Source organism: Bradyrhizobium japonicum USDA 6, assembly GCF_000284375.1.
Classification (GTDB): Bacteria; Pseudomonadota; Alphaproteobacteria; order Rhizobiales; family Xanthobacteraceae; genus Bradyrhizobium; species Bradyrhizobium japonicum.
The window spans coordinates 5330909-5343376 of sequence record NC_017249.1 but is presented as its reverse complement, the minus strand read 5'-3'; the positions used below and the strand labels follow the sequence as shown (position 1 = coordinate 5343376).

At 65.3% G+C, this 12468-nt stretch carries 12 protein-coding genes; 6 read left to right on the top strand and 6 right to left on the bottom strand.

Annotated elements, in window-relative coordinates; translation table 11 throughout:
* Positions 1 to 9 precede the first annotated feature (9 nt).
* Positions 10 to 1452, top strand: coding sequence for a nitrogen regulation protein NR(I) (gene ntrC / locus BJ6T_RS25275; RefSeq protein ID WP_014495335.1), 1443 nt, complete (start codon positions 10 to 12; stop codon positions 1450 to 1452).
* A 167-nt stretch (positions 1453 to 1619) separates the two neighbouring features.
* Here ntrC and BJ6T_RS25270 read toward each other — a convergent pair whose 3' ends face one another.
* Positions 1620 to 1904 (bottom strand): hypothetical protein, encoded by a 285-nt coding sequence (locus tag BJ6T_RS25270; protein ID WP_014495334.1) that lies wholly within the window; start codon positions 1902 to 1904, stop codon positions 1620 to 1622.
* 45 nt (positions 1905 to 1949) lie between these two features.
* Between BJ6T_RS25270 and BJ6T_RS25265 the strand changes: the two genes are divergently transcribed.
* From BJ6T_RS25265 to hflX, 4 genes are all read left to right on the top strand, one after another.
* Positions 1950 to 4337 carry a sensor histidine kinase gene (locus tag BJ6T_RS25265; protein ID WP_028169522.1) on the top strand — a complete coding sequence of 796 codons (2388 nt, stop codon included), beginning with the start codon at positions 1950 to 1952 and terminating at the stop codon, positions 4335 to 4337.
* Between the two features lie 17 nt (positions 4338 to 4354).
* Positions 4355 to 5725, top strand: a complete 1371-nt coding sequence (ntrX, locus tag BJ6T_RS25260) for a nitrogen assimilation response regulator NtrX (protein ID WP_014495332.1) — start codon at positions 4355 to 4357, stop codon at positions 5723 to 5725.
* Positions 5726 to 5973: 248 nt separating this feature from the next.
* Complete coding sequence (gene hfq, locus BJ6T_RS25255; RefSeq protein WP_007591126.1) at positions 5974 to 6222, top strand: RNA chaperone Hfq; 249 nt, start codon at positions 5974 to 5976, stop codon at positions 6220 to 6222.
* 11 nt (positions 6223 to 6233) lie between these two features.
* Positions 6234 to 7613: a GTPase HflX gene (gene hflX, locus BJ6T_RS25250; protein ID WP_014495331.1), complete on the top strand. Its 1380-nt coding sequence runs from the start codon at positions 6234 to 6236 to the stop codon at positions 7611 to 7613.
* A 79-nt stretch (positions 7614 to 7692) separates the two neighbouring features.
* Here the strand turns inward: hflX and BJ6T_RS25245 are convergent, their stop codons facing one another.
* Together BJ6T_RS25245 and mazG are read right to left on the bottom strand one after the other, a co-directional pair.
* Complete coding sequence (locus BJ6T_RS25245) at positions 7693 to 8715, bottom strand: DUF2278 family protein (protein ID WP_014495330.1); 1023 nt, start codon at positions 8713 to 8715, stop codon at positions 7693 to 7695.
* A 193-nt stretch (positions 8716 to 8908) separates the two neighbouring features.
* The gene (gene mazG, locus BJ6T_RS25240; RefSeq protein ID WP_014495329.1) at positions 8909 to 9763 is read right to left on the bottom strand and encodes a nucleoside triphosphate pyrophosphohydrolase; all 855 of its coding nucleotides are present in this window, start codon (positions 9761 to 9763) and stop codon (positions 8909 to 8911) included.
* A 126-nt stretch (positions 9764 to 9889) separates the two neighbouring features.
* On the opposite strand from mazG, the gene queC reads away from it, so the two are divergent.
* Positions 9890 to 10603 carry a 7-cyano-7-deazaguanine synthase QueC gene (queC, locus tag BJ6T_RS25235; protein ID WP_014495328.1) on the top strand — a complete coding sequence of 238 codons (714 nt, stop codon included), beginning with the start codon at positions 9890 to 9892 and terminating at the stop codon, positions 10601 to 10603.
* 170 nt (positions 10604 to 10773) lie between these two features.
* Here the strand turns inward: queC and BJ6T_RS25230 are convergent, their stop codons facing one another.
* The 3 genes from BJ6T_RS25230 to nthA are packed head-to-tail and all read right to left on the bottom strand — an operon-like array spanning position 10774 to position 12430.
* The gene (locus BJ6T_RS25230; protein ID WP_014495327.1) at positions 10774 to 11151 is read right to left on the bottom strand and encodes a nitrile hydratase accessory protein; all 378 of its coding nucleotides are present in this window, start codon (positions 11149 to 11151) and stop codon (positions 10774 to 10776) included.
* Positions 11148 to 11810, bottom strand: coding sequence for a nitrile hydratase subunit beta (nthB, locus tag BJ6T_RS25225; RefSeq protein WP_014495326.1), 663 nt, complete (start codon positions 11808 to 11810; stop codon positions 11148 to 11150). The genes BJ6T_RS25230 and nthB overlap by 4 nt, the downstream gene beginning before the upstream one ends.
* The gene (gene nthA / locus BJ6T_RS25220) at positions 11807 to 12430 is read right to left on the bottom strand and encodes a nitrile hydratase subunit alpha (RefSeq protein WP_014495325.1); all 624 of its coding nucleotides are present in this window, start codon (positions 12428 to 12430) and stop codon (positions 11807 to 11809) included. Before nthA ends, nthB begins: the two co-directional genes overlap by 4 nt.
* Between the last annotated feature and the right edge of the window lie 38 nt (positions 12431 to 12468).

The following is a 12468-nucleotide window of genomic DNA, read 5'->3' as shown; positions in this document are numbered from 1 at the left end:
GGATTAACGATGCCCGCAGGTAGCATTCTCGTTGCTGATGACGACACCGCCATCCGCACGGTTCTCAATCAGGCACTATCCCGCGCCGGCTATGAAGTCCGGCTCACCGGCAATGCCGCAACGCTGTGGCGATGGGTCAGCCAGGGGGAGGGCGATCTCGTCATCACCGACGTGGTGATGCCCGACGAGAACGCGTTCGACCTGCTGCCGCGGATCAAGAAGATGCGGCCGAATCTGCCCGTCATCGTCATGAGCGCGCAGAACACGTTCATGACCGCGATCCGCGCCTCCGAACGCGGGGCGTACGAATATCTGCCAAAGCCCTTCGACCTGAAGGAGCTGATCGCCATCGTCGGCCGCGCGCTGGCCGAGCCGAAGGAACGGGTCTCGACGCCGGACGAGGACGCCGAGATGGAGGCGATCCCGCTGGTCGGCCGTTCGCCGGCGATGCAGGAAATCTACCGCGTGCTGGCGCGTCTGATGCAGACCGACCTCACCGTGATGATCACGGGCGAGTCCGGTACCGGCAAGGAGCTGGTGGCGCGCGCGCTGCACGATTACGGCAAGCGCCGCAACGGCCCGTTCGTCGCGGTCAACATGGCGGCGATCCCGCGTGACCTCATCGAGTCCGAACTGTTCGGCCACGAGCGCGGCGCCTTCACCGGCGCCAACACCCGCGCCTCGGGCCGGTTCGAGCAGGCCGAGGGCGGCACGCTGTTCCTGGACGAGATCGGCGACATGCCCATGGAGGCGCAGACCCGCCTGCTGCGCGTGCTGCAGCAGGGCGAATACACTACCGTCGGTGGCCGCACTCCGATCAAGACCGACGTGCGGATCGTCGCGGCGTCCAACAAGGACCTGCGCGTCCTGATCCAGCAGGGCCTGTTCCGCGAGGATCTGTTCTTCCGCCTCAACGTCGTGCCGCTGCGGCTGCCCCCCTTGCGCGAGCGCATCGAAGACCTGCCGGACCTCGTGCGGCACTTCTTCTCGCTGGCCGAGAAGGACGGCTTGCCCCCGAAGAAGCTCGATGCGCTGGCGCTGGAGCGGATGAAGCAGCACCGCTGGCCCGGCAACGTGCGCGAGCTCGAGAACCTCGCCCGGCGCCTCGCCGCGCTCTACCCGCAGGACGTGATCACGGGCTCCGTCATCGACGGAGAGCTGGCGCCCCCGACGGTCAGCCCCGGTGCCGCGGTCCAGCAGGGCGTCGACAATCTCGGTGGCGCGGTGGAGGCCTATCTGTCCTCGCACTTCCAGGGATTCCCGAACGGCGTACCGCCGCCGGGCCTCTATCATCGCATCCTCAAGGAGATCGAGGTGCCGCTGCTCACGGCCGCGCTCGCCGCCACCCGCGGCAACCAGATCCGCGCCGCCGATTTGCTCGGCCTCAACCGCAACACGCTGCGGAAGAAGATCCGGGATCTCGATATCCAGGTGTATCGGAGCGGGGGCTAGTCTTCACGACCGGACGGTGGCTCAGCTCCCCCTACCAAAGCGGAGCTGAGCCTGTCCGGATCGCGCTAGCCGTTGTGGCTGGCGCGGTGAGCAAAAGTCCGAATCGGGCCGAAACGTTCCGTTGGAACGTATGAATTATTATTCAACCGCAGGGCGCTGCGTCGCGCTCATCTGATCAGCCGCGCCGAGGCTGGCTGGGCGCTGGCGACGTTCGCCAGCGGCTGCTGCACCCCGAGACCGTTGACCAGGAGGTCGGCGGCTACGATCAGCAGCAGCACGGCCGACACCATCATCGCGAGAAAGAACCTGTCCATGGCGGTCAAGCCGCGGGGGCGGGAATCCGTTCCCGCAAGCGAGGTTTGCCAGAACAGCGGCCTGTGGATGCGCCGGTCCGCCGCGGCGGCGGCGCCGCGGAATTGTCGCAATTCGGCAACAATGTGGTAGGAATACATCAGTATCCGCCCACCGCGGACCCCGTTTTCAGCACCATTGCCGGAATGACCAGCGCAGACACCTCGGCCGCACACTTCGACACGGCTCCAGCGGAGGAGCCCCGACGTTGGTCGGTGCGGCGCTGGCTGGCGCCCCTTGCCGTGGCGATGGCGTTGCTATCGGCCCTCCTGACCTTCCTGGTCCTGACCGGTCTCACGCGGATCGAAACGACGCCGGAGGTGGTCCGCTCGTTCTATCTGATCAATGCGGCCACGATCCTGCTGCTGGTCGGCATCATCGTCCGCGAGCTCTGGCAGCTGATCCTGGCGCGGCGGCGGGGCCGGGCGGCGGCGCGCCTCCACGTCCAGATCGTCAGCCTGTTCTCGATCGTGGCGGTGCTGCCGGCGGTGCTGGTCGCCGTCGTCGCCAACGTCACCATCGAGCGCGGCCTCGACCGGCTGTTCTCCGGCCCGACCAAGGAGGTGATCCAGAATTCGCTGACGATCGCGCGCGCCTACATGCAGGACCACGCGCAGCTGATCCGCGGCGACATTCTCGGCATGGCCAATGACATCGCCCACGCCCGGCCGCTCTACGACCAGGACCGCCGCTCGTTCCGCGAGCTGCTGACCGCCAGCGCCGGCTCCCGCAACCTGCCGGGCGCGATGATCATCGACAAGAACACCAACATCCTGGAATCGGCCGACACCGGCATGCGGCTCGCCTATTCGCCGCCGGCGCCGGACTTCCTCAGCAACGTCAACGAATCCGAGCCCGAGATCGCGGTGTTGCCGGACGCGAGCTTCGTCGCCGCCGTGATCCGCCTGCGCGCCTTCAGCGACACCTTCCTCTACGTCGCGCGGCCGCTCGATCCGAACGTCGTCAACCAGCTCAAGCAGACCGAGGTCAGCGTCGCCGAATACGCCCAGATCGAGTCGCGCCGGCTCGGCATCCAGGTCGCCTTCGCGCTGATGTTCGCGGTGATCGCGCTCACCATCCTGATGGCCTCGGTGCTGATCGGCCTCAACTTCGCCAACTCGCTGGTGGCCCCGATCCGGAGGCTGATGAACGCGGCCCACACGGTCTCGACCGGCGACCTCCATGTGAAGGTGCCCGTGCATCAGTCGGAAGGCGACCTCGCCCAGCTGGGTGAGACCTTCAACAAGATGACGCAGGAATTGCGCAGCCAGCGCGACGAGCTCGTCAACGCCAGCGATCTCATCGACAGCCGCCGCCGCTTCATCGAGGCCGTGCTGTCCTCGGCGAGCGCCGGCATCATCGGCGTCGACAATTCGGGCAGCGTCGGCATTCTCAACCGCTCCGCCGAGAAGCTGATCGGGCACTCCGAAGCCGAGACGCTCGGCCATCCGCTCTCCGACGTGCTGCCCGAGCTCGAGGAGATGATGAAGACGGCGCGGGAAGGGACCCAGCGCCTGGTACAGGGCCAGATCACGATCACGCGCGACGGCACCGAGCGCAACCTGTCGGTCCGCGTCAGCGCCGAGAAGACCAGCCAGCCGCACGACAGCTACATCATCACGCTCGACGACATCACCGAGCTGGTCTCGGCGCAGCGCACCTCGGCCTGGGGCGACGTCGCGCGCCGCATCGCGCATGAAATCAAGAATCCTCTGACGCCGATCCAGCTCTCGGCCGAGCGCATCCGCCGCAAGTTCGGCAAGGACATCACCGAGACCAAGGACAAGCAGATCTTCGAGCAGTGCACCGACACCATCGTGCGGCAGGTCGACGATATCCGCCGCATGGTCGACGAGTTCTCGCGCTTCGCACGGATGCCGAAGCCGGTGATGGAGGGCGAGGACGTCGCCGACACCGTGCGGCAGGCGGTGTTCCTGATGAAGGTCGCCCATCCCGAGATCGATATCGAGGCCGAATTCAAGGAAGATCCGCTGCGCGCCCAGTTCGACCGGCGGCTGATCTCCCAGGCGGTCACCAACATCGTCAAGAACGCCACCGAGGCGATCGAGCAGGTCCCGCCGGAGGAACTCGGCAAGGATTACGGCAAGGGCCGCATCGACGTCGTGGTCTCGCGCGAGGGCGAGGACGTGCTGATCGACGTCATCGACAACGGCATCGGCCTGCCCAAGGTCGCGCGCTCGCGGCTCCTCGAGCCTTATGTGACGACGCGGGCCAAGGGCACCGGCCTTGGCCTGGCGATCGTCGGCCGCGTGCTCGAAGACCATGGCGGGCGTATCGAGCTGAAGGACGCTTCCGATTTCCGCGAGGGCCAGCGCGGCGCGTGGATGCGAATGCGTTTTGCGATCTCCGGCGCCCCCGCGAAGAGCGAGGGGACCGTGCAGGCATCGTCGGCCGCAAACGCGGTCACGGACATCGCCAAGCCCCCCGAAACAAAACAGCCGGCCGCCGAAACCAAAGAGGCGGCTGAAATGACCAATGAATCAACGAAGATCGAAGCCTCAACGGGCATCTGACAAGACAGGCGCGAACCATGGCAAGTGAAATTCTGATTGTCGATGATGAGGCCGATATTCGCGATCTCGTCGCGGGCATTCTCGAAGACGAGGGCTTCGTGACCCGGACCGCTCGCGACAGCGATACGGCGCTCGCCGAGATCGCCAATCGCAGGCCGCATCTGGTGTTTCTCGACATCTGGCTCCAGGGCTCTAAGCTCGACGGCTTGCAGCTGCTGGAGCAGGTCAAGAAGGACAATGCCGATCTGCCGGTCGTGATGATCTCCGGCCACGGCAACATCGAGACCGCGGTCGCCGCGATCAAGCGCGGCGCCTACGATTTCATCGAGAAGCCGTTCAAGGCCGACCGGCTGATCCTGGTCGCGAACAGAGCGCTCGAGAACTCTCGGCTCAAGCGCGAGGTCAAGGAGCTGAAGCAGCTCGCGCCGAGCGCAAGCTCGCTCGTCGGCCGCTCGCCGAGCATGAACCAGCTGCGCCAGACCATCGACCGCGCGGCCAAGGCCAACAGCCGCATCCTGATCGTCGGCCCGGCCGGCGCCGGCAAGGAGCTGACCGCGCGCACGCTGCATACGGCCTCGGGCCGCGCCGATGGTCCCTTCGTCGTGATCAATGCCGCTGCGATCACGCCGGAGCGGATGGAGCACGAGATGTTCGGCGTAGAACAGTCCAATGGCGAGCAGCCGCGCAAGCCCGGCGCGCTCGAGGAAGCCCATGGCGGCACGCTGTTCATCGACGAGATCGCGGACATGCCGCGCGAGACCCAGAACAAGATCTTGCGCGTGCTGGTCGAGCAGTCGTTCCAGCGCGTCGGCGGCACCGCCAAGGTGCAGGTCGACGTCCGCATCATCTCCTCCACCGCGCGAAATCTCGAAGAGGAGATCGCGGCCGGCCATTTCCGCGAAGACCTCTATCATCGGCTGTCGGTCGTGCCGATCCGCGTGCCCGCGCTCTCGGAGCGGCGCGAGGACATCCCGGAATTGATCGACTATTTCATGGAGCAGATCTCGGCCGGCAGCGGCCTGCCCAAGCGGCAGATCGGGCAGGACGCGATGGCGGTGCTGCAATCGCATGTGTGGCCGGGCAACGTGCGCCAGCTCCGCAACAACGTTGAGAGAGTCATGATTCTGGCCGCGGGCGGACCGGAGGTGATCATCACCGCCGACATGCTGCCGCAGGATGTCGGCTCGATGGTGCCGGCGATGCCGACCAGCAACAATGGCGAGCACATCATGGGGCTGCCGCTGCGTGAAGCGCGCGAAGTGTTCGAGCGCGACTATTTGATTGCACAGATAAGCCGTTTTTCAGGAAATATTTCTCGCACGGCTGAGTTTGTTGGCATGGAACGTTCGGCGCTGCACCGGAAGCTGAAGGCGCTCGGCGTCGGCTGACACCGCGACGTCGCGGCCGCACCTCAGGGATTAGCGAGGAAAATCATCGATTTCCGTAGTTTTTCGGGGCAATTGGGCGTGGCCTGCCGCGTGAAGCGGCTTGCCTAATAACCCGTCCTGTCCTCTAATTGAACCGCTGTTCCTCCGAGGGGGATCTCATGAGGAATAGCAACCGGAAGAGGCCCCGAATTTCATAAAGAGGGCCACAACCGGCGCAATAAAAAGAAACTCAAAGCGAGAAAAAAACAATGGCGGCAGACCGCGCACAAAACCTACAGGACACCTTCCTCAATCACGTTCGCAAAACCAAGACGCCACTGACGATCTTTCTGGTCAACGGAGTGAAGCTCCAGGGCATCGTGACCTGGTTCGACAATTTCTGTTTGCTGCTTCGGCGCGACGGTCACTCGCAGCTTGTCTACAAGCATGCGATCTCGACCATCATGCCGGGCGCTCCGATCCAGTTGTTCGAAGGCGGCGAGGATCAGCCGGCTTGAGAGTGATCTGATTGGAACCCCGGAATTTCGACGGGGAGGCCGACCGTCCGCGGTCGGCAGGGGCGAAGCAGACGGGGCGGGTGCTTGTCATCGGCCCCTACTTGCGTGTGCGCGCGGGCGGTGCCGACACGCAATCGGAAAGCCATGTTCAGCGTGACGCGGAGGCCCGGCTCGATGAGGCCGCCGGCCTCGCGCGGGCGATCGACCTCGTCATTGCTGACGCCATCATCGCGCCGATCAGCCAGATCCGCCCCGCGACCTATATCGGCAAGGGCAAGGTCGAGGAGATCGCCGCGCTGGCCAAGAGCCTCGACGTCGAGCTCGTAGTCATGGATTGCGCGCTGGCGCCGATCCAGCAGCGCAATCTCGAGAAGGAATTGCACGCCAAGGTGCTCGACCGCACCGGCCTCATCCTGGAAATCTTCGGCCGCCGCGCCAAGACCAGGGAAGGCTCGCTCCAGGTCGAGCTTGCGCATCTCAACTACCAGCGCTCGCGCCTCGTTCGCTCCTGGACCCATCTGGAACGCCAGCGCGGCGGTTTCGGCTTCATGGGCGGTCCCGGCGAGACGCAGATCGAGGCCGACCGCCGCCTGATCCAGGAGCGCATCTCGAAACTCGAGGGCGAGCTGAAGAAGGTGCAGGCAACGCGGCGGCTGCATCGCGCCGGGCGCCAGCGCGTGCCGTATCGCGTCGTCGCGCTGGTCGGCTACACCAATGCCGGCAAGTCGACGCTGTTCAACCGCCTGACGCGCGCCGACGTTCAGGCCGCCGACATGCTGTTCGCCACACTCGATCCGACCCTGCGCGCGCTCACCTTGCCGCATGGCGGCAAGGCGATGCTGTCCGACACCGTCGGCTTCATCTCCAACCTGCCGACCCAGCTCGTCGCGGCCTTCCGCGCCACGCTGGAAGAGGTGCTAGAAGCCAACGTCATCCTGCATGTGCGCGACATCTCGCACGAGGATGCCGAGGCCCAGCAGAGCGACGTCGACGCGGTGCTGCGCCAGCTCGGCATCAACCCTGACGATTCCGGCCGCATCATCGAGGTCTGGAACAAGATCGACCGTTACGATGCCGAACAGCGCGAAGAGCTTCTGAATATCGCCGCGCGCCGGCCGGAGGATCACCCGGCGATGCTGGTCTCGGCCGTGTCAGGCGAGGGGATCGACGCACTGCTCGCCGCGATCGAGGAACGGCTCGCCGCAAAGCGCACCACGCTCGATCTCTCCATCGACGCCGCCGACGGCGCCGGCATCAGCTGGCTGCATCGAAATGCGGAGGTGCTGGCGAAAGAGCTGCACGACGGCCGCTTCGACATGACCGTACGGGTCGACGAGACCAAGCGGGATATCGTGGTGAACCGGTTCGATGCCGTGCCGCGCGTGGCGTGATCCGAAGGGCGCGGTGCGCCCCGACCGGCCTGCGTGCGATATCGACCATATCCGCGTTTCCGGGTTGAGACGCGTAACGCTAGAAAGGAATGGTCAGGCCCGGATTTTTCGCTTGCGCCTTGGTATAGGCGACGCCGTGGACCTTGATGCCACGCTCGTCCAGCAGCGAAATGATACCGCCCTGGTTCGACAATTCCATCGGCTTCTGCACGACGACGGCGAGCGTGCCCCCGGCCGCGATCTTCCCTGACAGGACCATCTTGTTCTTCTGCTTGTCGGCCAGCATCCAGCCGGTGAGATCGATGTCGCGATCGGCCGTATTGAGCAGCGTGACGACTTCCCGCTCGGGCGTCTTCAAGGCGTTGACGAGTGCCGCAATGATGCGCACGAGTCCGTCCGGCATTTGCCCGGTCGGAGGAGCGGTCGGATCTGGCGGCTGTGTCGGCGCGCCGAGATCGATGGGGTCACCGGTCTTGTCGTCGGTGTGCCAGGCCTGCGTCTGGAATTTGAGGAAGACCGCCGTCCATAGCTTCTGATCCGGGAATTCGAACACCAGCCCGCCGTCTTGCCATGGCCCGTTGTCGCCCGAGAACCTTCCGATCGGATTTCCCTGATTCATATGGATGTCGTGAATGCCGCGCCCCGGCCGGAAGCCGAAATAATTGTCCGCCTTGGTCTCCGGCCCCCATGTCTCACCGAACGCGTAGATCATCGCGCTTTCGTTTGAGAGCGCGCGCTGGACGAACTGGTCGAGCTTCTCGTTGAGGTCATTGTCGGGTCCAGGCACGGACAGCGGCAGCGGGATCATCTCCTGAGGCTGCATCAGATTGCCGCGAATGAAGTCCAGCGCGATGCTGGCCGGCTTCGGCGGCTGCGGGTGCAGGCCCTCCGGCAGCGCCGCGAGATGATCGGTGATCGGATGGACAAAATGCGATCGCACCAGGAACTCGACTTCGCTTCCGTCGCCTGACTGCACATTGACGGCGATGCGGAAATCCGCGTTGTCGGCCACGACATGGACTTGATAGTGCGGCGACTGGCCGGTGCCGAAACGCATCGCGATCGGGCGTCCCTTGAGGACCGAATAGTGCTTCAGTGGCATCGCACTCACCTGAGGTGGGATTTCGGCTGCGCGGGCTCCGTTGCTCAACTTTAGACTGCTTGTCGTGACGGTTTCATGGCTTCACTGCGATCCGCCATGACCACCTCGCTGCACTCGGGAAAAGATGCTGACCTATATCTCCTTCGCGACCGCTTCCGATCCTTGCGAGTACGCGATGGAGCAGGCCGCAACGCTAGCGGCGGGCCTCTCGGCGAGGCTCCGATACCGGTTTCGCCTCACTCTTCGCCGCGTTCCACAGCGCGTCCATCTCCGCCAGCGACGCCTGCTCGAGCGTCCGGCCCTGCGCCTCGAGCGCGCGCTCGATGAAGGCGAAGCGCCGCTCGAACTTTGCATTTGTCGCGCGTAGCGCAGCTTCCGGATCGGCATCGACGTGGCGAGCGAGATTGACGAGTGCGAACATCAGATCGCCGGTCTCTTCCGCCAGCCCCTCGCTGTCGTTGCGGTCGAGCGCGGCCTCGATCTCGTCGGCTTCCTCGCGGATCTTCGCCAGCACCGCGCGCGGGTCGTTCCAGTCGAAGCCGACGGTCGAGGCCTTGCGCTGGAGCTCCATCGCGCGCGTCAGCGCGGGCTGGCCGGCCTTGACGCCCGAGAGCAACGACTTGTGCGTCGGCGTTTCCTCCGGCGGCCGGCGCGCCGCACGTTCGGCTTTCTCCTCGGCCTTGATGCGGTCCCAGACTTCCTTGACGTGGGAGGAGGCGAGATTGCCGTCCTTGTCGGCGAAGACATGGGGATGGCGCCGGATCATCTTGCGGGTGATGGCCTCCACGACGTCGCCGAAGGCAAAGGCATTCTGCTCCGAAGCCATCTGGGCGTGAAACACGACCTGGAGCAGGAGGTCGCCGAGCTCCTCTCTGAGATCGTCGAGATCGCCGCGGCTGATGGCCTCGACCACCTCATAGGCTTCCTCGATCGTGTAGGGCGCGATCGTCGCAAAATTCTGCTCGAGGTCCCAGGGGCAGCCGGTCACTGGCGTGCGCAGCGCCGCCATGATCTCGATCAGGCGGGAAATGTCGCGGGAAGGGGTCATTGCGGGGCAGTCTCCTGGCTCCAAAGCCTTATGCCAAAAGCGGCCCGCCGTTCCCAGCGCGGCGCGGCGGAACAGGCCGATTTCCACCGATTGGCGGCAGATTGGCGAGGTGCTAAAGCGCGGGCCATGAGTGACGCATTTTCATCACAAACCGCGCTGGTGCTGTTTTCCGGCGGCCAGGACTCCACCACCTGCCTCGCCTGGGCGCTGAGCCGCTTTGCGCGCGTGGAGACGCTGGGGTTCGACTACGGCCAGCGCCATGCCATCGAGCTTGCCTGCCGCGACCGGCTGTTCGACGGCATCAAGGGCCTGCGCACGGACTGGGCCGCAAGGCTCGGCGAGAGCCACACGCTGTCGATCCCGACGCTGGCAGCCGTGTCCGAGACGGCGCTGACGCGCGACGTCGCGATCGCGATGGGCGCCGACGGCCTGCCGAACACGTTCGTGCCCGGCCGCAATCTGGTGTTCCTGACGTTTGCCGCAGCGCTCGCCTACCGGCGCGGCATCACCCACATCGTCGGCGGCATGTGCGAGACCGATTATTCCGGCTACCCCGATTGCCGCGACGACACCATCCGCGCCATGCAGGCCGCGCTCTCGCTCGGCATGGCCAGGCAATTCGAGCTGCACACGCCGCTGATGTGGATCGACAAGGCGGCGACGTGGCAGCTCGCCCACGACCTCGGCGGCGCGGGGCTGGTCGACCTCATCCGCGAGCAGTCGCACACCTGCTATCTCGGCGAACGCGGCGCGCAGCATGATTGGGGATACGGATGCGGCGAGTGCCCGGCGTGCAGCTTGCGAGCGAAGGGGTGGCGGGAGTTTGCGGCGGGCAGGTAGGACCTCTCGCTCCGCTGTTACCGTCATTACCGCTGTCATCGCCCGCGAAGGCGGGCGATCCAGTATTCCAGAGACATCTGTGGGATATGGAGAGGCCGCGGCGTACTGGATTCCCCGCTTTCGCGGGGAATGACAGCGTTGGCTGAGGCAAGAGCTTGCCTCTTACCGCGCTAGCCAAAATCCTCCGGCTTTAGCTCGATCGGCTTGCCGTGCGGCGTACGGTCGGCGGCGTGGTCCCAGGCGTCGCGGTAGCGGTGCAGCGTCTCCGTCGATGCGACACCCTTGCTTGCGACCAAACCTTCCAGCGTGGCGAGCCAGTGCAGGTAATAGGTCTCGCCCGTGTCAGGGTCGCCGGCAGCTTGCGCGCGCTTGATCTCGGAGGCCAAGGCTGCGGCCCATTCCGGCCAGGTGAACACGCCGCGCTCGTGCAGCGTCAGCGCCATCGCAAACGCATGCGCTTCCCAGGGTGCGCGGAACACCGGGCCGTCGTCATCGCGCGGGATGCTCGGAATGGCCGCCGTCGCGGCGGCCGCAGCCGTGCTGCTCATCGCACCGGGTCCAGATAGGGTTCAAAGGCGTCGATCGACACCTTCAAGGTCGGATCACCATCTGCGCCCCAGAGATCGCGGCCCTCGAAGACGACCGTGTAAAGCCATTGCGGATTTTCGCCGAGCTCCATCGCCGCCGAATCCGGAAATACGTGGCAGCCGTGGTTCAGCTCGACGACACCGACATGGCCGCGCACATAGCGCGGCAGCCGCGTATGCGTGGTCGGATGAATGTTCCGGGCGCGGACGCGGTCGCCGATGTTGAACTTTGCCGGCGACGGAGCAGGGCGGGCGAACTTGCCGCGCACCATGACGCGCTCGACGTTGGCGAGGTCGAACTTGCCGTGCTTGAGCGCCCTTGCAGGCTGCATCGCGTGGCCGGCGGCGACCTCCTCCCGCGTGAGATAGCCCTTCTCGATCAGCATCTCCTCGAGCCCGAGAAACCATTTCTTGTAGTAGGAGCTCGACAGATAGACGTGCGGCGGCAGCGTCTCGCGATAGAAGCGCGAGGTGTCGATGTTGAAGGCACCGGCGGCGCCCATCGCGCGCACCATGGCGAGAACACGCGATTCCCACTCCTCGTGAAACATCGGCTCGTTCGGCTCGGCCTCGACCTTGCCGAACCCGTCCATGCCGCCCATGTCGTGCACGCCGTTCACGAGGGCGCTCCAGGCGTCTTGGGAAAGCCGGTGCCGATCATGGAATCGCGCGTGACGAGCTCCGCGAGCTGTTCCTCGCTCCAGCCCTCCGTGCCCGCGGGGCGCATCGGCAGCACCAGGAAGCGGGTCTCGGCCGTCGAATCCCAGACACGGATCTCCATGTCCCTGGGCAGCGTGACGTCGAAATCGGCGAGCACGCCGCGCGGGTCCTTCACCGCGCGCGAGCGATAGGGCGCGGCCTTGTACCAGACCGGCGGCAGCCCCAGCATTTCCCAAGGGTAGCAGGAGCACAGCGTGCACACGACCATGTTGTGTCGCTCCGGCGTATTCTCGACCACGACGAGATGGTCGCCGACGCGGCTGACATGGCCGAGCGTGCCGATGGCCTTCGAGCCATCCTCCAGCAGCGCCTTCTTGAAGGCAGGATCGGTCCAGGCCTTGGCGACGACGCGCGCGCCATTGTGCGGTCCGATCCTGGTCTCATAGGCCTGGATGATGGCGTCGAGCGCGGCCGGCTCGACATAGCCTTTTTCTGTCAAGATCGTCTCGAGCGCGCGCACGCGCAGCTCGGTCTCCGACAGCTCGGAATGGTCGTGATGATGGTCGTGATCGTGGCTCATGGCGCAAAGATAGGCGCAATGGTCCCTGCCTGTCGAGT